Annotated in this window: 24 protein-coding genes; 11 read left to right on the forward strand and 13 right to left on the reverse strand. The window is 66.2% G+C overall.

Annotated elements, in window-relative coordinates; genetic code table 11:
* Positions 1-155: 155 nt before the first annotated feature.
* Entirely contained in the window at positions 156-443 is a 288-nt protein-coding gene (locus tag A9179_RS16970; RefSeq protein ID WP_187807389.1) for a hypothetical protein, read from the reverse strand.
* Positions 444-650: 207 nt separating this feature from the next.
* On the opposite strand from A9179_RS16970, the gene A9179_RS16975 reads away from it, so the two are divergent.
* Positions 651-857 carry a hypothetical protein gene (locus A9179_RS16975; RefSeq protein ID WP_187807390.1) on the forward strand — a complete coding sequence of 69 codons (207 nt, stop codon included), beginning with the start codon at positions 651-653 and terminating at the stop codon, positions 855-857.
* 94 nt (positions 858-951) lie between these two features.
* Here the strand turns inward: A9179_RS16975 and A9179_RS16980 are convergent, their stop codons facing one another.
* Positions 952-1,539, reverse strand: coding sequence for a YajG family lipoprotein (locus A9179_RS16980; RefSeq protein ID WP_187807391.1), 588 nt, complete (start codon positions 1,537-1,539; stop codon positions 952-954).
* 172 nt (positions 1,540-1,711) lie between these two features.
* On the opposite strand from A9179_RS16980, the gene A9179_RS16985 reads away from it, so the two are divergent.
* Positions 1,712-1,945: a hypothetical protein gene (locus tag A9179_RS16985; RefSeq protein WP_223123234.1), complete on the forward strand. Its 234-nt coding sequence runs from the start codon at positions 1,712-1,714 to the stop codon at positions 1,943-1,945.
* A 58-nt stretch (positions 1,946-2,003) separates the two neighbouring features.
* Here the strand turns inward: A9179_RS16985 and mqo are convergent, their stop codons facing one another.
* The 4 genes from mqo to A9179_RS17005 all read right to left on the reverse strand — a co-directional run bounded on the left by mqo (position 2,004) and on the right by A9179_RS17005 (position 5,324).
* The gene (gene mqo, locus A9179_RS16990) at positions 2,004-3,494 is read right to left on the reverse strand and encodes a malate dehydrogenase (quinone) (RefSeq protein WP_187807392.1); all 1,491 of its coding nucleotides are present in this window, start codon (positions 3,492-3,494) and stop codon (positions 2,004-2,006) included.
* Positions 3,495-3,886: 392 nt separating this feature from the next.
* The gene (locus tag A9179_RS16995; protein ID WP_187807393.1) at positions 3,887-4,174 is read right to left on the reverse strand and encodes a PA4642 family protein; all 288 of its coding nucleotides are present in this window, start codon (positions 4,172-4,174) and stop codon (positions 3,887-3,889) included.
* Positions 4,175-4,287: 113 nt separating this feature from the next.
* Complete coding sequence (locus A9179_RS17000; RefSeq protein WP_187807394.1) at positions 4,288-4,764, reverse strand: WbuC family cupin fold metalloprotein; 477 nt, start codon at positions 4,762-4,764, stop codon at positions 4,288-4,290.
* Positions 4,765-4,766: 2 nt separating this feature from the next.
* Positions 4,767-5,324 carry a hypoxanthine-guanine phosphoribosyltransferase gene (locus A9179_RS17005; RefSeq protein WP_187807395.1) on the reverse strand — a complete coding sequence of 186 codons (558 nt, stop codon included), beginning with the start codon at positions 5,322-5,324 and terminating at the stop codon, positions 4,767-4,769.
* A 197-nt stretch (positions 5,325-5,521) separates the two neighbouring features.
* On the opposite strand from A9179_RS17005, the gene upp reads away from it, so the two are divergent.
* The 3 genes from upp to A9179_RS17020 all read left to right on the forward strand — a co-directional run bounded on the left by upp (position 5,522) and on the right by A9179_RS17020 (position 9,450).
* The gene (upp, locus tag A9179_RS17010; protein ID WP_187807396.1) at positions 5,522-6,160 is read left to right on the forward strand and encodes a uracil phosphoribosyltransferase; all 639 of its coding nucleotides are present in this window, start codon (positions 5,522-5,524) and stop codon (positions 6,158-6,160) included.
* A 2-nt stretch (positions 6,161-6,162) separates the two neighbouring features.
* Positions 6,163-7,428, forward strand: coding sequence for a uracil-xanthine permease family protein (locus tag A9179_RS17015; RefSeq protein ID WP_187807397.1), 1,266 nt, complete (start codon positions 6,163-6,165; stop codon positions 7,426-7,428).
* A gap of 93 nt (positions 7,429-7,521) precedes the next feature.
* Positions 7,522-9,450 (forward strand): RecQ family ATP-dependent DNA helicase, encoded by a 1,929-nt coding sequence (locus tag A9179_RS17020; RefSeq protein ID WP_187807398.1) that lies wholly within the window; start codon positions 7,522-7,524, stop codon positions 9,448-9,450.
* Between the two features lie 88 nt (positions 9,451-9,538).
* Here A9179_RS17020 and A9179_RS17025 read toward each other — a convergent pair whose 3' ends face one another.
* From A9179_RS17025 to A9179_RS17040, 4 genes are all read right to left on the reverse strand, one after another.
* Entirely contained in the window at positions 9,539-10,195 is a 657-nt protein-coding gene (locus A9179_RS17025; protein WP_187807399.1) for a DUF3313 domain-containing protein, read from the reverse strand.
* A gap of 164 nt (positions 10,196-10,359) precedes the next feature.
* Entirely contained in the window at positions 10,360-11,433 is a 1,074-nt protein-coding gene (locus A9179_RS17030; protein WP_187807400.1) for an SMP-30/gluconolactonase/LRE family protein, read from the reverse strand.
* Positions 11,434-11,562: 129 nt separating this feature from the next.
* Positions 11,563-13,185, reverse strand: a complete 1,623-nt coding sequence (locus tag A9179_RS17035; RefSeq protein WP_187807401.1) for a methyl-accepting chemotaxis protein — start codon at positions 13,183-13,185, stop codon at positions 11,563-11,565.
* Between the two features lie 217 nt (positions 13,186-13,402).
* Positions 13,403-14,302 carry a LysR family transcriptional regulator gene (locus A9179_RS17040; RefSeq protein WP_187807402.1) on the reverse strand — a complete coding sequence of 300 codons (900 nt, stop codon included), beginning with the start codon at positions 14,300-14,302 and terminating at the stop codon, positions 13,403-13,405.
* A gap of 95 nt (positions 14,303-14,397) precedes the next feature.
* On the opposite strand from A9179_RS17040, the gene A9179_RS17045 reads away from it, so the two are divergent.
* From A9179_RS17045 to A9179_RS17070, 6 genes are all read left to right on the forward strand, one after another.
* Complete coding sequence (locus tag A9179_RS17045; RefSeq protein ID WP_187807403.1) at positions 14,398-15,636, forward strand: 3-hydroxyacyl-CoA dehydrogenase; 1,239 nt, start codon at positions 14,398-14,400, stop codon at positions 15,634-15,636.
* Positions 15,633-17,423 carry an acyl-CoA dehydrogenase C-terminal domain-containing protein gene (locus A9179_RS17050; RefSeq protein ID WP_187807404.1) on the forward strand — a complete coding sequence of 597 codons (1,791 nt, stop codon included), beginning with the start codon at positions 15,633-15,635 and terminating at the stop codon, positions 17,421-17,423. The genes A9179_RS17045 and A9179_RS17050 overlap by 4 nt, the downstream gene beginning before the upstream one ends.
* A gap of 78 nt (positions 17,424-17,501) precedes the next feature.
* Positions 17,502-18,494, forward strand: a complete 993-nt coding sequence (locus tag A9179_RS17055; protein ID WP_187807405.1) for a CE1 family esterase — start codon at positions 17,502-17,504, stop codon at positions 18,492-18,494.
* An 18-nt stretch (positions 18,495-18,512) separates the two neighbouring features.
* Entirely contained in the window at positions 18,513-19,676 is a 1,164-nt protein-coding gene (locus tag A9179_RS17060) for an iron-containing alcohol dehydrogenase (protein WP_187807406.1), read from the forward strand.
* A gap of 251 nt (positions 19,677-19,927) precedes the next feature.
* Positions 19,928-20,362 carry an acyl-CoA thioesterase gene (locus A9179_RS17065; protein ID WP_187807407.1) on the forward strand — a complete coding sequence of 145 codons (435 nt, stop codon included), beginning with the start codon at positions 19,928-19,930 and terminating at the stop codon, positions 20,360-20,362.
* A 28-nt stretch (positions 20,363-20,390) separates the two neighbouring features.
* Positions 20,391-21,575: an acetyl-CoA C-acyltransferase gene (locus A9179_RS17070; RefSeq protein ID WP_187807408.1), complete on the forward strand. Its 1,185-nt coding sequence runs from the start codon at positions 20,391-20,393 to the stop codon at positions 21,573-21,575.
* Between the two features lie 699 nt (positions 21,576-22,274).
* Here the strand turns inward: A9179_RS17070 and A9179_RS17075 are convergent.
* From A9179_RS17075 to A9179_RS17085, 3 genes are read right to left on the reverse strand one after another with little or no spacing between them, the layout of a single operon-like run.
* Complete coding sequence (locus A9179_RS17075) at positions 22,275-23,117, reverse strand: substrate-binding periplasmic protein (protein WP_187807409.1); 843 nt, start codon at positions 23,115-23,117, stop codon at positions 22,275-22,277.
* Between the two features lies 1 nt (position 23,118).
* Entirely contained in the window at positions 23,119-24,141 is a 1,023-nt protein-coding gene (locus tag A9179_RS17080; protein WP_187807410.1) for a ferrochelatase, read from the reverse strand.
* The gene (locus A9179_RS17085) at positions 24,138-25,043 is read right to left on the reverse strand and encodes a TIGR01777 family oxidoreductase (protein WP_187807411.1); all 906 of its coding nucleotides are present in this window, start codon (positions 25,041-25,043) and stop codon (positions 24,138-24,140) included. Before A9179_RS17085 ends, A9179_RS17080 begins: the two co-directional genes overlap by 4 nt.
* Positions 25,044-25,081 lie beyond the last annotated feature (38 nt).

The raw sequence follows: 25,081 nt of genomic DNA on the forward strand, positions 1-25,081 counted from the left end.
AAAGGGTTGCGGCACGCTCGCGGGGCGTGCAACGGGGGAAAGTCGGATGCCGCGACCGCTATAAAATGTCGGAAAAAAGGATGAGTGGCGGCCAGCACCATCCCTCCAAGGGATGAACACGGCCGCCAGCGGGTCTGTTGCAGACCCGCAAAACCTCAGAGCCCGGTACTAACCCAGGACAACAGCAGGGCCGCGGCCAGGGTGGCGGTGCCGAAACCGTAGAAGAAGCGGTTCAGACGCTGGGTGGGCTCATCCTGCAGGCATGCCTCTTCGTCCATCTCGTCCAGCTCGCTGGAGGCGACCAGGCGCGCTACCGCTCGCTGCTCGCGCAGACGGGTGGCTAGCAGCAACCAGCTGCCGGCCAGTGCGAAGAACAGCGCCAGGCCGTTTATGACCTGGGCCGGGTGAGTCAGGAACAACGACCAGAGAGCCTGCAGCGACATCGTCCAACCTCTGCTTCAGGAGGGTGCGGGGCATGCCGCACGCCGTCGAAAGAGCGCACCGGACAGCGCCCGGCAGTCAAAATACGGTCGCGAAGTCTACCGGAGCAGCCCTGCTGCTGCCGGGCATTCCGACGAATGCCAGGGGACGTTCATCGCCCGGTCACAGGCCTCTGCCAGGCTGCCCGCTTCGCTACAGGAGGCCAGTACATGCTGCACGCCCAGCTCCAGGATCAGCTCTATTGCATCACCCACGACGAGGAACAGCGCGCGCTGATCGATGCCTTCGCCGTCAACGTGCAGGATCGCCAGTGGCTGATCTATTGCGCCCTGGGTGGCCATGAACACCCGGAGTACCCGGACAGCGATCCACACACCGGCGTCAGCCTGCCCGAGCTGTACCAGCAGGCGGCCTGAGCCGGCAGATCAGTGTCTGGCCCCCTCCTACAGCTGAGCGACAGGCAAGAAAAAGCCCGGCCATGGGCCGGGCTCGGGGTAACGCGAAAACGCCTTACTGGCCGCTGAGCAGCTGGCCGATGGTCGGATCCTTGAATACTCGGGTCAGGGCATCACCCAGCACATCACCAACCAGCTTGGTGTTGGTTTCCTGGTTCGGCGCCATGCCGAAGCGCTGGTTCAGCGAGGCGCCATAGCGGCCGCTGTAACGGCGGTTGCTGTTCTGCACATCGGCGCGGAAGCTGGCGCTGATGTCAGCCTCGGTAACGTAGCTGCCATCCTTGGGCGACTGGTACTTGAGGTCGGCCAGGGTCAGGGTCAGCTGCGGCGCGTTGTAGGCATTCTGCGTCGGGGTGAAGCCGAGCAGGCGCACGGCTGCCTCGGCCTCGGTCTGCAGGCGCGGCAGAATGTCCTGGCCCTGTACGCTGATCGCACTGGTTTCCGGGTAGAGACCGCCACGGGTGCCGAGTACCGGCGACTGGCGCCCGTCGACCACGCGCACCACCACCGGCTGGCCCTGGCCGACAGCGGCCAGTTGCACGGTGATCCGGGGTTGCGGCCGCAGTTGCTGCGGGCTGTGGGCACAACCGACCAGGCTCAGGCCGAGCACGGCGATCAGACCGAACAGCGCACGATTTTTCATGCTTGATCTCTCCAGAAAAAGGATGGGGTAACAAAGATGGGCGGCAGTATAACCAGCGCCTGCCTGCACTGGCACTCGCTTTTCTGACCTGCCGCCAGGCCTGCGGTTCCGCTGTCACCAGCCTGTCACCGGGGCGTGCGATAACAGCCTGGCCACCACAGAGGAATGCCAGATGATCCGCCTGTTCAAGCTGTTTGCCCCGACTCCCCGTATGCGCTGCTATGCCCTGCTCGACAGCTTCGGCATCTGCCGCGCCCTGCGTCAGTGCAGCAACCTGCCCAGCCAGGCCGGCTGGGTCGAAGTCGAGAGCCTGCAGCTGGCCTGGATCGGCCAGCCGCTGCCGCTGGCGGTGATACTGCATGCACCGCGCCCGGCGATTCACCCGCGGTCACTCCTCGCTGCCTGAGATGCAGCCATAAAAAAACCGTCCCGAGGGGCGGTTTTTTTATGCAACGTCCGAATGATCAGGCGTTGAGCTGCAGAGCGGCACTGCTCTGCGCGCTGACCTGGCGATACAGCTCGGCATCTTCTTCCAGCACCTTCTCGCGGGCCGGGAAGATCTCCTTCAGCTTGCTCGCCCAGCCTGCGCTGGCGGCCTGTTCGGCGAAGCAGCGCTCGATCAGGTTGAGCATGATCGACACGGTCACCGAAGCGCCCGGCGAGGCGCCCAGCAGGGCGGCGATAGTGCCGTCCTCGGCCGATACCAGTTCGGTACCGAACTGCAGGATGCCGCCTTTCTTGGCGTCCTTCTTGATGATCTGCACGCGCTGACCGGCCACTTCCAGGCTCCAGTCCTCGGACTTGACCTCCGGGTAGAACTTGCGCAGGGCTTCCAGACGCTGATCCTGGGACTGCAGCACTTCCTTGACCAGGTAGCGGGTCAGGTCGAAGTTGTCGCGGGCCACGGCCAGCATCGGGCCGATGTTGCTCGGACGCACCGACAGCGGCAGGTCGAGGAACGAGCCGTACTTGAGGAACTTGGTGGTGAAGCCGGCGTAGGGGCCGAACAGCAGCGAGGTCTTGCCGTCGACCACGCGGGTGTCGAGGTGCGGTACCGACATGGGCGGTGCGCCCACTTCGGCCTGGCTGTAGACCTTGGCCTGGTGCAGCTTGACCACTTCCGGGTTGTCGCAACGCAGCCACTGGCCGCTCACCGGGAAGCCGCCGAAGCCCTTGCCTTCCGGAATGCCGGACATCTGCAGCAGCGGCAGCGCGCCGCCACCGGCGCCGAGGAACACGAACTTGGCCGAGACTTCGCGCTGGGCGCCGGTCTTGCTGTTCTTGATCTCGACGCTCCAGCCCTGGCCGCTGCGCTTGAGGCCGGTGACTTTCTGGTTGTAGCTGACGCTGACGCCATCCTGGCCGGCCAGGTACTGCAGCAGCTGGTTGGTCAGGGCGCCGAAGTTGACGTCGGTACCGTTCAGCGCGCGGGTCGCGGCGATCCGCTCATTGGCGTCGCGGCCCTTCATCATCAGCGGCATCCACTCGGTCATGGCGGCCTTGTCTTCGGTGTACTCCATGCTTTCGAAGGCATGGTGCTGGCTCAGCGCGGCATGGCGGGTCTTGAGGAAGCCCACGTCCTTCTCGCCACGCACGAAGCTCAGGTGCGGTACCGGGTTGATGAAGTTTCGCGGCGAACCGAAGTTGCCTTTGCCACACAGATAGGACCAGAACTGCTTGGAGACTTCGAACTGGGTGTTGATCTGCACGGCCTTCTTGATGTCGACCGAACCATCCGCCGCCTGCGGGGTGTAGTTCAGCTCACAGAGGCCGGCGTGGCCGGTACCGGCGTTGTTCCACGGGTTGGAACTTTCGATGGCACCGGAAGAGCGCAGCTCGGCGATCTCCAGCTTGAGGCCAGGATCCAGCTCCTTGAGCAGCACCGCCAGGGTGGCGCTCATGATGCCGGCACCGACCAGCAGCACATCCACAGTTTCGTGATTGACTTGCGTCATTAACGCTTCTCCAAGATCTGCAGTACCAAATTGATGGCATCGGCCTTTTGAGCCGCGCATCAACCACTAATCACTGACAGCCAGACAGGTGCCTGGAATATCGGGAGGGCAAGGCCCGGGGGCCGTTGACGCGGCCTGACCCGATCCCTCGCAACCTCTACTTGCCATGCGCCACCTGTGGGTGGCCCATGCGCTCAAACTCCGGAGCACCGTCGCTGTAGTTCCGCCGCGCGCCATGCGCCGTCCAGCGGAGTTGACCGTGCGCCTGCCCTGCGGGCGCAACCCGACCGTTGCCGAGCCGGTTTTTCCGGCGCGCACAATACCATTAATGACGCATTTTCAGACGCAAAAATTGCGCCGATATCTTCCGCCGATCCTATTTATTGGCCGAATCAGCCGCGGGCGGCCTTGATCGCCTCGACATAGGGCTCGGCCAGGCGCTGATCCTGGATCAGCTCGATGAAGTCATGGCCCTGGGCGTCCCGGGCATTCAGGTCGTAGCCAGCGTCCTTGAAGAAGCCGAGGAAACGTTCGAAATCGTCGATACGCAGGCCGCGGTAGGCCTTGACCAGCTTGTGCAGCGAGGGCGGCGTGGCATCGGCCGGCTCGACCGAGAGGAACAGCTTGATCGACTCATCGCTGATTTCTTCGCCAATCACCTGTTTCTTGTCTTTACGCATCACGCACTCCAGCTCAGCGGTATCACGGGGCCGGCAGTTTACCCTTGCCCGCCAGCGCGCTCAACGCGACGAAGGAATCCTTTACCGCCGGCGCAACACTCGGCCGGGCCGGCTCACAGGGGAAACTGGGTGCGCATCCAGGCCAGGTAGGCAGGCGCCGCCGGGTCGCCCTCGGCCGGCGCCCAGGTGGCCTGTTCGCCCTCGCCCAGCGGACGGTAAGGGCCGGCCTTGCACTCGAACAGCACGCTGTCGGCCTGCAGCACCACCAGGGCATGGAACTGGCCGGGCGCCAGGTCGACACCCAGGCACTCGCCGCCGGCTTCGAGCAGGCGGCAGTCCTGCAGGCTGCCGTCTTCGGCGAACAGCAGCAGGCCGAAGCGACCTTGCAGCACCAGCAGGGTCTCGGCCTTGTCGGCCGCCAGGTGGCGATGGGGCGGGATATAGGTGTCGGGCTGCAGCCCTACCAGCAGACGGTGGCAGGGCTCGCTCATGGCATGCAGGTTATGGTGGACGCGCTGGCGCGGGCTGGCCGAGGCCTGCCCGCTCAAGGCGGCGAACAGCTGGCGGTCGAGGAAGGCCGCCGGGCGCATGCTTACAGGCCTTTGACGGCGAAGATGCCGGCAGCGTTGCGCCAGTAGCCCTTGTAGTCCATGCCATAGCCGAAGATGAAGCGGTCTTCGCACGGCAGGCCAACGTAGTCGGCCTTGAGATCCGGGCGCGCCTTGCGGTCGTGCTGCTTGTCGATCAGCACCGCGGTGTGCACGGCGGTGGCGCCGGCGTGCTTGCAGAACTCGATGATGGCCGACAGGGTGTGCCCCTCGTCGAGGATGTCGTCGATGATCAGTACTTCGCGGTCGATGAACGACACTTCCGGCTTGGCCTTCCAGAACAGCTCGCCACCGGTGGTTTCGCTGCGGTAGCGGGTGGCGTGCAGGTACGACAGTTCCAGCGGGAAGCCCAGCTTGGGCAGCAGTTTGCCGGCGAAGATCAGGCCGCCGTTCATCACGCAGAACACCACCGGATTGCGCTCGGCCAGCTCGCCGTTGATCGCCTCGGCCACCTGGTCGATGGCCGCTTCGACCTGGGCGTCGGTGTACAGGCAATCGGCTTCGGCCATGACTTGGCGGATGTGGGCGAGGTCGGCGGACATGGTGTTCTCCGGAACGGTGACAAAGGCTGGTTAAAAAATGGCCGGCAAAGGTACTCAGAGTCAGGCGCCAGGGCAAGCCTGGGCGCAGGTTTTCTGACCACTTGCTCAGGCTAATCGGTAAACTTCGCGGCTTCTTGCTCGCATGAGCAGTGCTTTACTCTAGCCAGAATACTAGCCGTCCTCCCCGGAGACCCCGCATGCCTATCCGTGAGATCCGCCACCCGCTGATCCGCCACAAGATCGGTCTGATGCGCCGCGCCGACATCAGCACCAAGAACTTCCGCGAACTGGCCCAGGAGGTCGGCGCCCTGCTGACCTACGAGGCAACCAACGACCTGCCGCTGGAAAACACCGAGATCCAGGGCTGGGCCGGGCCGGTGCAGGTGGAGAAGATCGCCGGCAAGAAGATCACCGTGGTACCGATCCTGCGCGCCGGCATCGGCATGCTCGACGGCGTACTCAGCCTGATCCCGGGCGCCAAGGTCAGCGCCGTGGGCATCGCCCGCAACGAGGAGACCCTGCAGGCGCACACCTACCTGGAAAAGCTGGCCCCGGAAATCGACGAGCGCCTGGCGCTGATCGTCGACCCGATGCTGGCCACCGGCGGCTCCCTGGTCGCCACCATCGACCTGCTCAAGCGCGCCGGCTGCAAGGAAATCCGCGCCATGGTGCTGGTCGCCGCCCCGGAAGGTGTCAAGGCCGTGCAGGACGCCCACCCGGACGTGATGATCTACACCGCCTCCATCGACCAGCGCCTCAACGAGCACGGCTACATCATTCCCGGCCTCGGCGATGCCGGCGACAAGATCTTCGGCACCAAGCAGAAGGACGCCTGACCATGCAGGATGAATTCAAGGATCCGCTCTGGCGGCAGATGCTGTCCGGCGCGCAGATGCTGTTCGTCGCCTTCGGCGCCCTGGTACTGATGCCGCTGATCACCGGCATGGATCCCAACGTGGCGTTGTTCACCGCCGGCATCGGCACCCTGCTGTTCCAGCTGGCCACCGGGCGCCAGGTGCCGGTGTTTCTCGCCTCCAGCTTCGCCTTCATCGCCCCGATCATCGCCGCCAAGGGCGAGTTCGGCCTGCCGGCGGTACTCGGCGGCGTGGTCGCCGCGGGCTTCGTCTACACCTTCCTCGGCCTGGCGGTGAAGCTCAAGGGTCCGGGTTTCATCGACCGCATCCTGCCGCCGGTGGTGATCGGCCCGGTGGTCATCTCCATCGGCCTGGCCCTGTCGCCGGTGGCGGTGAACATGGCCATGGGCAAGACCGGTGATGGTGCCGCCGAGCTGGTGCCCTACCAGACCGCCATGTTCATCTCCATGGCCGCCCTGGTCACCACAGTGCTGGTGGCTGTGCTCGGCCGCGGCCTGTTCCGTCTGGTGCCGATCCTCTCCGGCATCGCCGTCGGCTGCAGCCTCTCGGCCTTCTTCGGGGTGATCGACACCGCCGCCATCGCCGCCGCGCCCTGGCTGGCCCTGCCCCACTTCGTCGCGCCCGAATTCCACCTCGGCGCCATCCTGTACATGGTGCCGGTGGCGCTGGCTCCGGCCATCGAGCACATCGGCGGGGTGATCGCCGTCGGCACCGTCACCGGCAAGGACTTCGTGCGCAAGCCGGGCCTGCACCGCACCCTGCTCGGCGACGGCCTGGCCACCTCGGCCGCCGGCCTGTTCGGCGGCCCGCCCAACACCACCTACGCCGAAGTGACCGGCGCGGTGATGCTGACCAAGAGCTTCAACCCCAAGGTGATGACCTGGGCCGCGGTCTTCGCCATCCTGCTGGCCTTCGTCGGCAAGTTCGGCGCGGCGCTGCAGGCCATCCCGGTACCGGTGATGGGCGGCATCCTCTGCCTGCTGTTCGGCTCCATCGCGGTGGTCGGCCTGAACACCCTGATCCGCCACCAGGTCGACCTGTCCGAGGCACGCAACCTGGTGATCGTCTCGGTGACCCTGGTGTTCGGCATCGGCGGCATGGTCATCGGTGGCAAGTCCTTCGCCCTCTCCGGCATCTCCCTGTGCGCCATCAGTGCCCTGGCGCTGAATCTGCTGCTACCCGGTGGCACGGCCTGGCACAAGCACCCGCCGCTGGATCCGGAGATTTGAACGAAAGCCCCGCACTCGCGGGGCTTTTTCATGGCGCGGAGTAACTCCCGCGCGCTATGGTCAGCGCCCCTTCCCGCACACCACGGCCCCGCTATGCTCGACACCCTCGCCCGCGTCTTCGGTTTCACCCAGCTGCGCCCCGGCCAGCAACGCGTGGTCGAGGCCGTGCTGGCCGGCCGTTCGGCGGCAGCGATCTTCCCCACCGGCTCGGGCAAGTCGCTGTGCTACCAGCTGCCGGCCCTGCACCTGCCGCACCTGACCCTGGTGGTGTCGCCGCTGCTGGCGCTGATGCAGGATCAGCTGGCCTTCCTGCATGCACGTGGCATCAGCGCGGCGAGCATCGATTCGGCGCAGAGCCGCGAGCAGGCCGCCGAGACCATGGCCAAGGCCAAATCCGGCGAGCTGAAGATCCTGATGATCTCGGTGGAACGCCTGAAGAACGAGCGCTTCCGCCATTTCATCAGCCAGGTGCCGATCTCCCTGCTGGTGGTCGACGAGGCGCACTGCATCTCCGAGTGGGGCCACAACTTCCGCCCGGACTACCTCAAGCTGCCCGACTACCAGCGCCAGTTCGGCATTCCCCAGGTGCTGCTGCTCACCGCCACGGCCACCCCGCCGGTGATCGCCGACATGCAGAAGAAGTTCGCCATCGCCGCGGATGATGTGGTCACCACCGGCTTCTACCGGCCCAACCTCAACCTGCTGGTGGAGCCAGTGGCTGGGCGCGACAAGCAGCGCCGCCTGGTCGAATGGCTGGGCGCCAAGGCCGGTGAGCCAAGCATCGTCTATGTCACCCAGCAGAAGACCGCCGAGCAGGTGGCCGAGCAGCTCAGTCAGCGCAGCATCGCCGCCAGCGCCTACCACGCCGGCATGCCGCATGAGGCCCGCGAGGCGATCCAGCGCCAGTTCATGGACGGGCGGATCAACTGCATCGTGGCCACCATCGCCTTCGGCATGGGCATCGACAAGGCCGATATCCGCAACGTGGTGCACTTCGACCTGCCCAAATCCACCGAGAACTACAGCCAGGAAATCGGCCGCGCCGGGCGCGACGGCCAGCCGTCCGACTGTCTGGTGCTGGCCAACCGCGACAGCCTCAACGTGCTGGAGAACTTCGTCTATGGCGACACCCCGGAACTGGCCGGCATTCGTTGCGTGCTGGATGAGCTGCTCGCTGCCAGCCAGGACGGCCAGTGGGAGCTGATGCTCAACCAGCTCTCCGAGCAGAGCAATATTCGCCAGCTGCCGCTGAAGACCCTGCTGGTGCAACTCGAGCTCAGGGGCATCATCGCCCCGCGCTACGCCTACTTCGCCGAGTATCGCTTCAAGTACCTGGTCGAGCCGGAGGTGCTGCTCAGCAAGTTCGAGGGCGAACGCCGGCAATTCGTCGAGGCCATAGTCGCCAGCTCCAGCCGCGCACGCACCTGGTGCACGGTGGATTTCGACGCCCTGTACAGCCAGCACCAGGCCGAGCGCGCGCGGGTAGTCAAGGCCCTGGACTTCTTCCAGGAGCGCGGCTGGATCGAGCTGGAAAGCAAGCAGATGACCGAGGTCTACGCCCTGCTCGATCCCGGCTTCGATCCACAACAGCTGAGCGCGGAACTGCACGGCTACTTCAAGCAGCAGGAAGCCAGCGAGATCGCGCGCATCCAGGCCATGCTCAAACTGTTCGCCAGCGACCACTGCCTGAGCCAGCGCCTGGCCGCCTACTTCGGCGACGCCAATGCGCCACAGCAGTGCGGGCACTGCTCGGTATGCAGTGGCCGGGTCGCCCAGCTGCCGCCGCCCCCGGCCCTGGCGCCACTGACCGGGCAGGATTTCCCGGCGCTGAGCGGCGCCTTCGTGGCCCGCCACCGCGAAGCCAAGGGCGAGCCCCCCAGCAGCGAATGCCTGACGCGCTTTCTCTGCGGCATCAGCGTGCCGCTGCTGACCAAGCTCAAGGCGCGGCAGATTCCTGGGTTTGCGAAACTGGAGGACTACCCCTACGCCGAGGTGCGTAGCTGGATCGAACAACTGGGTTGAGACTGGGAGCAGGCAACCTGCCGCCGGGCGGCGACAGGCCTGGAAAGAGCGCGCCAAGCCGTGTGGCTAGGCGCGTCGGGCGAGCGGCTCAGGGGCGGAAGTTGCGCGCATCCTTGGCCCAGGACTCCAGGGCAGGACGCAGGTCGTTCACGGTCAGCTGGGTGCTCTGGTTTTCCAGATCGAGGCCATGGCCCTTGCGTACCACTTTCAATACCGGCTGGCTGGTGCGGGCATCGAGCCCCTCCATCTCCACGTAGATCTCGCTGCTGCGGTCGCGGGTACCAGCTGCGGTGCTGGCGGCGGCAACGACCAGGGCAATCGGGATCACCTCGTAAGGTTTGAGACCCTCTGCCGACACGTCCACCGCGGTGATGGCGGTACGCAGCACCAGGGTGTCCTGGTCGGCCTGGTTGACGATGCGCGCGCGGCCGGCCAGTTCACGCTTCATGGCCTGCTGCAGGTAGATGGCGATATCGTCGAGGGCCTTCTGGCTGACCTGCTCGCCGGGTTGCGGCTTGGGATAGAAGATCGGCTTTTCCACCAGAATCGAAGGGTAGTCCTGCAGGTTCAGGCCCGGTTTCACCCAACGCATGACTGGCACGCCGCTGGCCGAGGTCGCCGGCTGCAGTTGCGAGTAGTCGCCAAGGAAGCCCGAATACTGCTCGGGCTTGGTTGTCTGGCTGGAGCAGGCGGCCAACAGCAAGCCGAGGCTCAGGCCCAGGGTGCAAAGTGCGTAGCGTTTCATCCGATGGACTCCTAATGGTTGTGCGGCACAGCGCTGGCGCCGCTACAGCCAGCCTAGACGCACTCCGCACGCCTTGCCTGCTAGCCGTTAAAAATTCCTGGAGGCCTCTGGAGCGGGCCCTGCAGCGTCATCCAGCGGTCATATTGGCAGACCGCCCGAGCGCCTTAGTGCGGGCTCAGGCGAACGCGATAAACCCGCTCGGCATCGATCTCGCCCACCCCGCCCGGCGAGCCCAGTAGCAGCTCGCCGCCGCTCTGCACCACGCTGCTGAAACTCGGCAGCCCGGCCCCGGCCGAGGCCTGCAGGCTTTCCAGCACGCGGCCCTGGCCGTCGAAGCGGAACACATGGGGATAGGTCACCGGCTTGGTCAGCAGCGCGCGCGGCAGGCGCGAGGCGATCTTGCGCGCCTGCGGCCAGGACGCCAGCGCATCCAGAACCGCTTTGCGCGGCGAGAAGAACGAGCACCAATAAGTGCCATCCGGGGCAATCGACAGGTCGCCGGGAAAGGCCGGCAGGTTATCCACCAGCACCTCGCGCTGGCCGGCTCGCGCGCCTGTCAGCCACAGGCGGGTAACCCGGTAGGCGCCGGTTTCCGCCACCAGCAGGTAGGACTCGTCCGGGCTGAGCACTACGCCGTTGGCGAACTCCAGGCCATCGAGCAGCAGCTCGATGCGTCCGTCCGGGTAGCGCACGAACACCTTGCCGTCGCCGCCGTGCTCGAGCAGGGCCAGCTTGTTGTCGGCCAGGCCCCAGCGGCTGGACGCCTCGGTGAAGAACAGGCGGCCATCACGGGCGATGAAGACATCGTTGAGGAAGGTGAAGTGCTGCTGCGCCGAACTCTTCACCAGGATCTCGGCCTGGCCCTGCGGGCTGATACGCCAGACCTGCGCATTGGCCTCGTCGGCTGCGTACAGGCTGCCGTCCGGGCCGAAGTTCAAACCCACCGGGCGACCAGCCAGCTGCACAAAGGTCTGCGCCGGCTCACCGGAGCGCCAGCGCACGATGCGCCCGTCGCCGATGCCGCTGTAGCGACGGCCCTCGCCATCCACCACCACGGTATCCGGCCCGGACAGGCCGGACTGCTCCAGCTGCGCGCCATCCAGGCGCTGGTTGGGCGCCCAGGTGCCGGTTGCCGCGGGCACCGCCTGCGGCTGCCAGGCCACGGGTTGCAGGCGGGTCGGCCACAGCAGCAGGTAAGCCAGGCCGGCGAGCAGGAGAATCAGCAGCAGTTTGCGCATGGCGCCTTCCTTCTAGTTGTTTGCGCTCCAGACTAGAGAGGAAACCCGCCAGCGCGTATTCCCGACAGAGCCAAAGCACTGGCTTTGCTGCCCCTGTATCAGCACCTATATCAGAACCTGCTCAAGCCATCAGGCGCGGAACTGCTCCACCTGATGCTGCTGCCCACTGGCCAGCTGGGCCAGGTCACGGCTGGCGATAGCGCTCTGCTGCGCGCCGTTGATGACTTCCTGGATGCTGTCGTTGAGCTGGGTGATGTTCTGGCTGATCTCGTTGGCCACCGCAGTCTGCTCCTCGGTGGCGGTGGAGATCTGCACGTTGCCGTCGGCGATGCCGTCGATGGCGTTGGCGATATGCGCCAGCACCTCGCCGGACTCACGGGCATGGCTGACGCTGGCCTCAGCCTGCTCGCGCGACCGCTGCATCGCGCTCACCGCCTCGCGCGCGCCCTCCTGCAGGGCATCGATCATACCGCGGATCGATTCGGTGGCCTTCTGCGTGTTGCTCGCCAGGCTGCGTACCTCGTCAGCCACCACGGCGAAACCACGGCCCGCCTCGCCAGCCCGCGCGGCCTCGATGGCAGCGTTGAGCGCCAGCAGGTTGGTCTGTTCGGCGATGCTGCGGATCACCCCCAGCACGCTGCCGATCTCGTCGCTCTGGCTGTGCAGGCGATTGATCACCTCGGCCCCCTGCTGCACCGACTGCGACAGACGTTCGATGGACTGCAGGTTGGCCTGCACCAGCACCGTGCCCTGCTGCGCCTCGCGGCGCGCATCGCCGGCCATGTGCGACATGCCCAGGGCGTTCTGCGCCACCTCCTGAATTGCCGCGCTCATCTCGTGCACGGCGGTGGCGACCATGGTGGTCTGCTGGCCCTGACCGGAAGCGGCCTCGCTGACCTGGGTGCTGATCGCGCTCATTTCTTCCGAGGCGGCGGCCAGCTTGATGGACGAGTCGCCGAGGTGACGAATCAACCTCTGGAAATGTTCGAGCATGGCGTTGAATGCCTTCGCCGTAGTGGCCAGCTCATCTTCGCCGGCGCTCGCCGCGCGCAGGGTCAGATCGGAGCTGCCCTGCACCTTGCCGATCACCTCACACAGCCCCTGCAGTGGGCGGATGATCGACTGGCTGACCAACAGACCAAACACCAGCACAGCAACCAGAGCGACCACGCCGATGGTGATGAAGCTGCCCTTCATCCCCTGGTAGTCCTCGCCGGCCGACTGGTGCAGCTTTTCGCCCTCGCTCAGCTGCAGCTGCACCAGCCCGTCCAGCTCGGCGCTGAGCGGGTCGAAGGTGCTGTACAGGCGGCGATTGAAGCTTACCGTCTCTTCGTTGCGCAGAGTCTCGCCGGCCTCGCCGAGCAGTTCCTCAGCCAGCCGATCAGCCGCTGCCATCAAGGGTTTGGCGCGGGTCACCCGGCTTTCTTCCTCGGCAGTAAGGCGGGTCGCGGTGTAGGCATTCCAAGACTTGTCGATGCGCTGGCGCGCCTCGCCGAAGGTCTGGCGCAGGGCGCTCTCGTCGAGCAGGCCGGCGCGGTACTTGTGCAGGGCATCGACCATGCTCACCGCGTAGGCATCGGACACCGCCTTGATCTGGCTGACCGGCTGCATGCGATCGAGGAACAGGCTTTCGAAACTCTGGTTGATTCGCCCGGCGTTGGACAGTGACAGCACGATCACGCCCAGCAGCACCAGCAATGGCAACAACGCCAGCAACAGCAGACGTGTGCGCACACTCAATTGACTCAGCATTTGGCCTCCCCGGCACTCGGATGACGGCAGCGCCCCGGGATCGGCGCGACTGGCCCACGACCACGACCGCACTGCAACCGCCAGCCTCAGGCCGGCAGCGCCAAAACGGTCAGGTTTCCTGTGCAGTATTGGCTGGGTCGCGCTCCGCTCCTATCGGGAAAAATCCCGATACGGCGTCGCGAAAGGCCCGAGATAGAGCGATTAACTGATAGATCGGTCAGCTTTCACCGAGCACCATTATCTGTTCGATCAGCCACTGCAGCGCCGCATCGCACTGGCGCAGGCCGAGGCTGACCACGTCGAGGTGGAACGGCCCCAGTTCGAAGGGCAGCTCGTGCAGCTGCAGCGGCAGCAGGCTGGCGAAGTAACGCGCCAGGCGGGTCGGCAGCACCGCCACCAGTTCGCTGCTGGCGACTATGTGCGCAGCCTGCAGGTAGTTGGGCGTGGTGTAGACGATCTCGCGGCTCAGCCCGCGCTCACCCAGCCATTGCTCGACCATGCCGCGCGTCTGCCCGCCGTGCACCCACAGATGACGCAGCTTGAGGAAGCTGTCGAGATCGAGCCCCGCGCCGAGCTGGGCGTGCTCACGGTGGGCGGCCAGCTGCAGGGTCTCGCTAAGCCAGCGCTGGCTGCGAAAGCGCGGCGGCACCGATTCGAAGCGGCCCAGCACCAGATCCAGCTCGCCCTTGTCCAGGGCCTCGGCCGGCAGGGTCGGGCTGAGGTGCTGGATGTCGATGCGCAGCCCCGGCGCCTTCTCGCTGAGCAGGCGCAGCAGGCGCGGCATGAGGATCAGCTCGACATAGTCGGTGACGGCGATGCGAAAACGCTGGCGGCTGCTGGCCGGATCGAAGGGTGCGCCTTCGCTCAGGCTCTGTTCGATGTGCTGCAGGGCATCACGGATCGGCCCTTCCAGGGCCAGGGCGCGCGGGGTCGGCTGCATGCTGCGGCCGACGCGCACCAGCAGCGGGTCGCCGAGCTGGTCGCGCAGGCGACTGAGGGCGTTGCTCACCGCCGGCTGGCTCAACGCCAGGCGCTCGGCGGCACGCGACACATTGCGCTCGCGCAGCAGAGCATCGAGCACGCGCAGCAGGTTGAGGTCGAAGGTCAATATATTCACAGATGAAATTCAACTTATCACAAGACTAAATTTCCAAAATAGTAACCCGGTACTTAAGGTGCGTCAGTTCTGTTTTTCGTGACCGAGGAAGGGCTATGAGTAACCACTACAACATCCAGCAGGCCGCCGTGATCGGCGCCGGCACCATGGGCCGCGGTATCGTCATCAGCCTGGCCAATGCCGGTATTCCTGTGCTGTGGCTGGACAACAACCCGCAGATGGTCGAAGCCGGCCTGCAGATGGCCGAAGACACCTGGGCGCAGAACGTCGCCAAGGGCCGCATCAGCACCGGCGAAGCCAGCCTGCGCCGCTCGCGCATCCAGCAGGTGGGCAACTACGCCGACCTGGCCGGAGTCGACCTGGTGATCGAGGCGGTGTACGAAAACCTCGAACTCAAGCAGGAAATCTTCCGCAGCCTAGACAGCATTGTGAAATCGGGCGCGATCCTCGCCAGCAACACCTCGGCGCTGGACATCGACGCCATCGCCGCCGTCACCGCCCGCCCGCAGGACGTGCTCGGCCTGCACTTCTTCAGCCCGGCACACATCATGAAGCTGCTGGAAATCGTCCGTGGCGCCCAGACCGCCCCAGCCGTGCTCGACGCCGCCCTGGCCCTCGGCCAGCGCATCGGCAAGGTCAGCGTGGTGGCCGGCAACTGCGACGGTTTCATCGGCAACCGCATGCTGCATACCTATGTGTTCGAGGCGCGCAGCATGCTGCTGGAAGGCGCCTACCCACACCAGGTCGACAGCGCCCTGCAGGGCTTCGGCTTCGCCATGGGCCCGTTCCGCATGTACGACGTGGTCGGCATCGACCTCGAATGGCGCGCCCGCGAGCTGGCCGGCAAGGGCCAGGATGTACCCCAGGTACAGGTCGACAACCGCCTGTGCGAACTCGGCCGCTTCGGCCAGAAGTCCGGCAAGGGCTACTACACCTACGCGCCGGGCAGCCGCCAGGCCGAGCACGACCCGGAAGTGGACGCCCTGGTGCAGCGCGAGGGCGAGCGCCTCGGCTACCAGCGCCGCAGCATCGGCCAGGAAGAAATCCTCAGCCGCTGCCTGCTGGCGCTGGTCAACGAAGGGGCGAAGATCCTCGAGGAGAACATCGCCGCCAACAGCCATGACATCGACCTGGTGTACCTGAATGGCTACGGCTTCCCCGCCGACAAGGGCGGGCCGATGGCCTGGGCCGACGCCCAGGGCCTGGCCGCCATCCGCGAGCGCCTGCTGCAACTGGCCGAACGCTTCGGCGCGCACTGGCAACCGGCCGCGCTGATCGACCGCCTGGTGGCCGACGGCAAGCAATTCAGCGACGTACAGGAGGGCCAGGCATGAGCTACCAGGCGCCCCTGCGCGACATGCGCTTCGTCCTGCATGAACTGTTCGATGTCAGCGGCCACTGCGAGCAGCTGGGCAACGGCCTGGATCGCGAGCTGATCGACGGTGTGCTGGAGGAAGCCGCCGCTTTCACTGGCAACGAGATCGCCCCGCTCAACCGCAATAGCGACGAGCAAGGCTGCCAGCTGGTCGACGGCAAGGTCACCACGCCCAAGGGCTTCCGCGCCGCCTACCAGCAATTCGTCGACAACGGCTGGGCCAGCATGACCGGCCCAACCGAGTTCGGCGGCCAGGGCTTCCCGCAGCTGGTGGCCTTCGCCTTCCACGAAATGCTGATGGCCTCCTCGCTGTCCTTCCGCGTCTATTCCGGCCTCACCGAAGGTGCCGTGCTGGCCCTGCACAAGCACGGCAGCGACGAGCTCAAACGCGACTACCTGGCCAAGATGGTCAGCGGCCAGTGGACCGGCACCATGTGCCTGACCGAGCCCCAGGCCGGCACCGACCTGGCCCTGCTGCGCACCCGCGCCGAACCCCAGGCCGATGGCAGCTATCGGGTGACCGGGAACAAGATCTTTATCAGCGGCGGCGAGCAGGACTTCTCCGAGAACATCATCCACCTGGTACTGGCGCGCCTGCCGGATGCACCGGCCGGGGTAAAGGGCATCAGCCTGCTGCTGGTACCCAAGTTCGCGGTCAACACCGATGGCTCGCTGGCGGCGAAGAACGCCCTGAGCTGCGGCGCCATCGAGCACAAGATGGGCATCAAGGGCGCCTCCACCTGCGTGATGAACTTCGACGGCGCCACCGGCTGGCTGGTCGGCGAGGCCAACCAGGGCCTGGCCTGCATGTTCACCATGATGAACGACGCGCGCTTCCAGGTCGGCCTGCAGGGCCTGGGTATCGGCGAGGCGGCCTTCCAGGGCGCCCTGCGCTATGCCCGCGAACGCCTGCAGTCGCGCGGCCTGACTGGCGCCGTGGCACCAGAGAAAGCCGCCGACCCGATCATCAATCACCCGGACGTGCGGCGCATGCTGCTGACCCAGAAGAGCCTGGTCGAAGGCTGCCGCATGCTCGCCGCCTACACCGCGCGCCAGCTCGACCTGGAGCACGGCGCCGGCGATGCCAGCGCGCGCAAGGCCGCCGGTAAGCGCGCGGCGCTGCTGATCCCGATCGTCAAAGCCTTCTTCACCGACATGGGCCAGGAAGTGGCCAGCCACGGTGTGCAGGTCTACGGCGGGCACGGCTTCATCCGCGAGTGGGGCATGGAACAGCTGATGCGCGATAGCCGCATCACCCAGCTCTATGAAGGCACCAACGGCATCCAGGCGCTCGACCTGATCCGCCGCAAGCTGCTCGGCGATGGCGGTGCCGAACTCGGTGCGCTGATCGGCGAGTTCAGCGCCCTGGCCGACCAGGCCGCGCAGCACCCGGCCCTGGTCGAAGCGGCCAAGACCGTGCAGAAGCGCCTGGGCGAATGGCGCGAGCTGAGCGCCGAGGTGATCGCCCTGAGCCAGCGCGATGCCCAGGAAATCGGCGCGGTGTCGGTGGACTTCCTGCAGTACTCGGCCTATGTGTTGCTGGCCGGCTTCTGGCTGCAGGCCGCCCGCACCGCCCAACAGGCGCTGGACGCCGGCAGCGGCGAGGCGGCGTTCTACCAGGCCAAGCTGCACAGTGCCGAGTTCTACCTGCGCCGCATACTGCCGCGCGCCAGCAGCCACCGCGAAGCCCTGCTGGGCGGCGCTGCGTGCCTGATGGCGATGCCGGAGGCCAGCTTCGCATTTTGAAGAGCTTCGATTGACTGCCAACCGTAGGGCGGGTGCAACCCGCGGGTTTCACCCGCCCTACCCCACCATGAGGCACGGATGAAAAAAACAACAATAGTGCTCACCCTGTTCCTGCTGATCGCCGTGCTTCTCGGCGGTCTGTATGGCTATTTCCTCTACGCGCCCAAACCGCACGAACCGGTCTTGAGCGCCACCCTGCAGCATGGGCAGATCGAAGTCGGCGGCCGCCAGCGCGACTACGCCGTCTATCTCCCGGCCAAGCTGCCGGCCCATGCGCCATTGCTGTTCGTCCTGCATGGCTCGCTGCAGACCATCGCCGACATGCGCACCTTCACCGCCTACGAGTTCGAGCGCCTGGCCGACCAGCACGGTTTCATCGTGGTCTACCCACAAGGCTTCGAGAACAACTGGAACGACTGCCGGCGCCGCGCCGACTACCCGGCGCGCACGCAGAACATCGACGACAAGGGCCTGATCGCCGCACTGATCCAGCGCCTGGCCAGCCAGCAGGGCGCCGACCCGCAGCGCGCCTTCCTCGCCGGCTACTCCAACGGCGGCCACCTGGGCCTGCGCATCGCCCTGGAACAGCCGCACCTGCTGGCCGGGGTGGCGGCCATCGCCGCCAACCTGCCGAGCGACGACAACCTGGACTGCACGCCGTCCGGCCAGGCCGTGCCGGTGCTGCTGATGAACGGCACCCGCGACCCGATCAATCCTTACAACGGCGGCATCGTCACCCTGTTCGGCCTCGGTAACCGCGGCACGGTGCGTTCGGCGTACGAGTCCGCACAGTATTTCGCCCAGCTGGCCGGCTACCCGCAGGATGCCGTGCGCAGTAGCAGCGCCTGGGCGCACCAGGGCGACCGCGCCCAGCGCGTCACCCTCGACCAGTGGCAGGCCGAGGGCCGCGCCGAAGTGGCGCTGTATTCGCTGATCGGCGGCGGTCACCTGATTCCCCAGGCCGGCTTCCGCGCCCCACGCCTGCTCGGCCCGACCCTGTCCGGCTTCGACGGCCCGCAGGCGATCTGGGACTTCTTCGCCCGCCAGCGCCCCGCGCCAGCCCAGCCCTGACTCTTTGGAGGTATCGCCATGCAACCTTTCAGTTTTGCCACCACCGCGCAGATCCTCTGTGAATCCGGCTCGGCCGCGCGCCTGGCCGAGCTGTGCCGCGAACGCGGCGCCAGCCGGGTGCTGATCGTCACCGACCCCGGCATCACCCGCTTCGGCCTGCTAGACGGCGTACTGCCCGGCTTCGCCAGCGCTGGCCTCGCCGTGGAAGTGTTCGACCAGGTGATCGCCGACCCGCCCGAGGCCATAGTGCTCAACGCCGTGGAACGCGCGCGCAGCCTGGAGGCGCAGCTGGTGATCGGCTTCGGCGGCGGCAGCTCGATGGACGTGGCCAAGCTGGTCGCCCTGCTCGCCCACCCGAGCTGCGCGCAGCAGCTCAAGGACATCTACGGCGTGGGCAACGCCCGTGGCCAGCGCCTGCCACTGATCCAGGTGCCGACCACCGCCGGTACCGGCTCGGAAGTCACCCAGATCGCCATCATCACCACCGGCGAAACCACCAAGATGGGCGTGGTCTCGCCGCTGCTGCTGCCGGATCTGGCAGTGCTCGACGCCGACCTGACCCTCGGCCTGCCGCCGGCGGTGACCGCGGCCACCGGCATCGACGCCATGGTGCATGCCATCGAGGCCTACACCAGCAAGATCAAGAAGAACCCGCTGTCCGACCTGCTGGCCCGCGAGGCCCTGCGCCTGCTGGCCGCCAACCTCGACCAGGCGGTGCATAACGGCAGCAACCGCGAGGCACGCCAGGCCATGCTGCTCGGCGCCCTGCTGGCCGGCCAGGCCTTCGCCAACGCGCCGTGCGCGGCCGTACATGCGCTGGCCTATCCACTGGGCGGGCACTTCCATATCCCCCACGGTCTGAGCAACGCCCTGGTGCTGCCCCATGTGCTGCGTTTCAACGCGCCGATGGCCACCGCGCTGTATGCCGAACTGGCCCCGCTGATCCTCGGTGAGCGCTTCAAGGGTGGCAGCGCCGAGCAGTGCTGCGCCGAGTTCATCAACGAACTGGCGGCGCTCAACCAGCGCTGCGGCCTGCCCAATCGCCTGCGCGATGCCGGCGTGCCCGAGTCCATGCTGCCGCGCATGGCCAGCGACGCCATGCTGCAGCAGCGCCTGCTGGTGAATAACCCGCGCGAGGTCAGCGAGGCCGACGCCCTGGCCATCTACCAGGCGGCGTATTGAGTAGCTCCCTCCGGGAGACGACTGCATGGATGCAGGAGGTAGGGCGCGGAGCTTCTGTTCCCTCTCCCACCGGGAGAGGGCTAGGGTGAGGGTGATGCCGGCAACTCGGAGTCGCTTGTGAATCCCTCACCCCCGGCCCCTCTCCCACAGGGAGAGGGGTGGTCAATGGCTTGCAATACAGCCCACGAATCAAACTATCCCGCGCATCGCCCAGGCCTTAGGGTGGTACGCAAGCACGACGAGAACAGCCCATGAGCCAACCCCAACACCTGCGCAGCGACTACGCGCACTTCCAACCGATCACCACCCGCTGGCACGACAACGACGTCTATGGCCACGTCAACAACGTGGTCTATTACGGCTTCTTCGACAGCGCGGTGAACACCTACCTGATCGAGGTCGGCGGCCTGGATATCCACGACGGTAACGTGGTCGGCTTCGTGGTCAGCTCCAGCTGCGACTACTTCGCCTCCATCGCCTTTCCCGAACGCATCGAGGTCGGCCTGCGGGTCGGCAAGCTGGGCAACAGCTCGGTGCAGTACGAGCTGGCCATCTTCAAGGTCGGCGAAGACGAAGCCTGCGCCGCTGGCCGCTTCGTCCACGTGTTCGTCGACCGCGCCAGTAATCGCCCGGTAAGCATTCCCGAGACCCTGCGCGCGGCGCTCGCCCGCCTGCTGCGCGACTGATCAAACAACCACAACAGAGGATTCCGCCATGCAAGACGCCGTTATCGTCTCCACTGCCCGCACGCCGATCGCCAAGGCCTTCCGCGGTGCATTCAACGACCTCAAATCGCCGTCGATGGCCGCCATCGCCCTGCGCGCCGCAGTCGAGCGTGCCGGCATCGAGCCGGGCGAGATCGAGGACGTGGTGATGGGCACCGCCATGCAGGGCGGCACCGCCTCCACCAACCTCGGCCGCCTGTCGCTGCTGGCCGCCGGCCTGCCGCTGTCGGTCAGCGGGCAGACCATCGACCGCCAGTGCGCCTCCGGCCTGATGGCCATCTCCATCGCCGCCAAGCAGATCATGGTCGACGGCATGGCCGTCACTGTCGGCGCCGGCCAGGAGCAGATCAGCCTGGTGCAGAACACCCACATGAAGTGGACGGCTACCGACTACGACCCGGCCGTGGTGAAGATGGCCGAGCACGCCTACATGCCGATGCTGCAGACCGCCGAACTGGTGGCCAAGCGCTACGGCATCAGCCGCGAGGCCCAGGACGCCTACTCCCTGCAGTCGCAGCAGCGCACCGCCGCCGCCCAGGCCGCCGGCCTGTTCGCCAATGAAATCGTCCCGGTGACCGCCCGCAAGAAGCTGGTCGACAAGGAAACCGGCGCGGTCAGCTTCGAAGACGTCACCCTCAGCCTGGACGAGGGCAACCGCCCGCAGACCGTGCTGGACGACCTGACCAAGCTCAAGCCGGTCATCGAAGGTGGCTGCATCACCGCCGGCAACGCCAGCCAGCTGTCCGACGGTGCCAGTGCCAGCGTGCTGATGAGCGGCGCCCTGGCCGCCCAGCGCGGCATCCAGCCGCTGGGCCTGTATCGCGGCATCGCCGTGGCCGGCCTGGCCCCGGAAGAGATGGGCATCGGCCCGGTGTTCGCCGTGCCCAAGCTGCTCAAGCAGCACGGCCTGACCGTCGACGACATCGGCCTGTGGGAACTCAACGAAGCCTTCGCCTGCCAGGTGCTGTACAGCGCGCAGAAGCTCGGCATCGACCCGGCCAAGCTCAACGTCAACGGCGGCGCCATCTCCATCGGCCACCCGTACGGCATGAGCGGCGCGCGCATGGTCGGCCACGCCCTGCTGGAAGGTAAGCGTCGCGGCGTGAAGTACGTGGTGATCACCATGTGCGTCGGCGGCGGCATGGGCGCGGCCGGGCTGTTCGAAGTGCTGTAAGCGGTACGTTGTGGCGGTAACAGGAACGGAGGCTCTAGCCTCCGTTTTTTGTTTCCAGCCTGGGCTTTGTGCTTTGGACTCAGCGCTTTCCTCGGCCCTTGGCTATAGGTTTCGCCTCGCACGGCGAGTCACTTTCTCTTTGCTCGCGCGAAAGAGAAAGTAACCAAAGAGAAAGCGCGCCCGACATCCGGGTTTCGCTGCGCGAAACTTCCCTCCCTCCGGTACTGCTCCGGGGCCGGCTTACAAGGGTCATCCCTGGCCCTTTAAGCCTCTCGCCGCCTCCATGCGGCTCGCTCCCCTGCGCAACACCTCCGTTCGGCCTCCTGACGGGGGTCAAGCTCCGAGTTGCTTGAATACTCTTTGCTCTGTTCCTTAAACGCGAACTTTCAGGCACCACCAAACGCCCCTTCAGGAGGGTGAGTGGAGTCGTTGTGGAAGAGGTTGAGCGGCATGGATGCCGCGAGAGCCGTGATGGGCCAAGGATGGCCCTTCGCGGCGGGCCCCTGGAGCAACGATGAAACGAACGAACCCGGAGCGGAGCGTAGGGCCGGATGCAGGGGCACAGCGTTTTTGCTTACTTTTTCCGCGTTTGGAAAAAGTGAGTCGCCGTGCAAGGCGAAATCTATAGCTCCAGCCGAGGAAAGTGCCGAGTCCAAACACTCAAGCGCAAGCCATCAGCCGGTCAAGTCAGCGAACCACTCAGGGCCGCAGCCAGAAGCGGCTGTCGGCCGCCGGCAAGCCTTCCGGCAGGTCGCTCTGCAGGATCAGCAGGCGGCGCTGGGCCAGCTGGCTGCGCTGCAATTGCTCGCCGAAATGACGCAGGAACAGCGCCTGAAAGCTGCCATCGGCCTGGATCAGCGCCAGACCCTCGGCGAAGCGCTGCCTGAGTTCGGGCCGGTCGCGGTTGAAGGTGAAATACACCGGCAGCGGATAAACCAGCGCCAGGCTCGGCTCGATCATCAGCTGCGGATGCTGCTCGGGATGGTCGCCCACCTCCTGCCAGGCCTCGGCCACGGCGCGGTGGTAATAGTCGAAGCGGTGCTCGGCGAGCATCGCCAGCAGGTTTTCCGGATGCGCGCTACCCACCACCGGCAGGCGGTTGAGGGCGAACAGCGGGAAATCGCTCCACTGGCTGCCGAAGCCACCACGTAGCTGGCGCAGCTCATCGAGGCTGCGCACCTGGGCGAAACGTGCGGCATCCTGGCGGTTGATCAGCAGCAGGCGGTAGCCGAGCAGGCCGGCATGCAGGTCGAACCTGAGCATGTCGAAATCGTGCAGGCGCTGAGCATTGGGCGGCACGTAGGCCAGGTCGACCATGCCGGCACGCAGCTGAGCCAGGCAACGCTCTTGCGGCGGGTCGTCGCCGCTCGCCGCGGCTATCGTCATGGCGCCATAGCTGGCGGCGGTACGCGCCAGAATCAGGTTGGCCAGCTCGATGCGGTAAGCGTAGCGCCCGGCATCGTGCTGGCACACGCGCAGCTCGTCAGCCGCCAGCCCGCTGCAAAGCAGCAGGGCGGTCAGCAGCCAGAACCTCAGGGGCATTTTACAGCGCCTGCGGCGCGCGCTCGCACAAGGTTTTCAGCGCATCCACCCACTGCGGGTGTTCGTTCAGGCACGGCACCAGTACCAGCTCCTCGCCACCGGCTTGCTGGAATTGCTCGCGGCCGCGATCACCGATTTCTTCCAGGGTCTCGATGCAGTCGGCGACGAACGCCGGGCACATCACCAGCAGCTTCTTCACCCCGGCCTTGGCCAGTTCGTCGAGGCGCGTCTCGGTGTAGGGCTCGATCCACTTGGCACGCCCCAGGCGCGACTGGAACGACACCGACCATTGCCCCGGCTTGAGCCCGGCGCGCTCGGCGAACAGCTCGGCACTGCGCAGGCACTGGGCGCGGTAGCAGTTGGCAAGCACCTGCGGTGAGGCCGTCTTGCAGCAGTCGGCACCCTTGAGGCAATGGCCACTGGAGTCGAGCTTGTGCAGATGGCGCTCGGGCAGACCGTGGAAGCTCAGCAGCAGGTGGTCGAAGCCCTGCTGCAGGTGCGGCTGGGCACTGGCCACCAGGGCATCGAGGTACACCGGCTCCTGGAAAAACGGCGGCAGAATCGCCAGTTGCAACGGTAGCTGCTTATCGCGCAGCACCCGCCTGGTTTCCTCGATCACGGTGGTGGTGGTGCTATCGGCGAACTGCGGGTACAGCGGCGCCAGGGTCACCCGCTTGACGCCCTGCGCGGCCAGGCGCAGCAGGGCTTTCTCGATCGACAGCTCCCCATAGCGCATGGCCAGCTCCACCGGGCCGTGCTGCCACAGCGGGGTGATGGCCTGCTGCAGGCGGCGGCTGAGCACCACCAGCGGCGAGCCTTCCGGCCACCAGATCGAGGCATAGGCATGGGCCGACTGGGCCGGGCGCTTGAGCAGGATCAGCGACACCAGCAGGCGACGAATCGGCCATGGCAGGTCGATCACATAGGGATCCATGAGGAACTGGTCGAGATAGCGCCGCACATCGGCCACCGAGGTGGAGTCCGGCGAACCGAGGTTGACCAGCAGTAGAGCGTGATCTGTCATGCAGCATCCTTGAAGAGGTCGGCCAGGGCCGCCTCGATAGCAGTAAAACGGAATTCGTAGCCAGCCTGTTGCGCCCGGCTCGGCAGCACCTTCTGCCCACCGAGGAGCAGGCCGGCGAGTTCGCCCAGGCCAATTTTCAGCAACAGCCCCGGCAGCGGCAACAGCGCCGGGCGATGCAGCGCATGCCCGAGGGCGGTGGCGAACGCCTTGTTCCTCACCGGCTGCGGCGCGCAGGCATTATAAGGACCGCGCGCATCATCCTGCTGCAAGAGAAAATCGATCAAGCCGATTTCATCCTGCAGATGAATCCACGGCATCCATTGCCGGCCATTGCCGATCGGCCCGCCCAGCCCCAGTTTGAACGGCAGCAGCAGGCGCGCCAAAAAGCCGCCCTCGCGGGCCAGCACCAGGCCGGTACGCAGCAGCACCACGCGGATGCCCAACTCCTCGGCGCGCCAGGCGGTTTCTTCCCAGGCGCCGCACAGCTGCGCCGGGAAATCCTCGATCACCGGCGGGCTGCCCTCGCGCAGCTCATGCTCGCCGGCATCGCCGTACCAGCCCACTGCAGAGCCGGAAACCAGCACCTGCGGCCGCTGCGCCCGCGCCTCCAGCCAGGCCAGCAGCTGCTCGGTCAGGCCGATGCGGCTGGCCCACAGCAGCGCCTTGCGCTTGTGCGTCCAGGGCCGGTCGGCAATCGGCGCGCCGGCCAGGTTGATCAGCGCATCCAGCGGTTCGTCGCCGTAGTCCTCGAGCCGGCCAATAGCCCGCACGGAGGCGCCGCACAGGCCCGCCACCCGCTCCGGAGTGCGGCTCCAGACGGTCAGCCGGTGGCCCTGGGCGAGCCAGTGACGGCACAGCGCCCGACCGATCAAACCTGTACCGCCGGTCAGCAAGATATGCATGGCATCCTCCTCGCATGGCGCTAACCACCAGTCTCGCC

The organism is Pseudomonas alcaligenes, assembly GCF_014490745.1.
Taxonomy (GTDB): Bacteria; Pseudomonadota; Gammaproteobacteria; order Pseudomonadales; family Pseudomonadaceae; genus Aquipseudomonas; species Aquipseudomonas alcaligenes_C.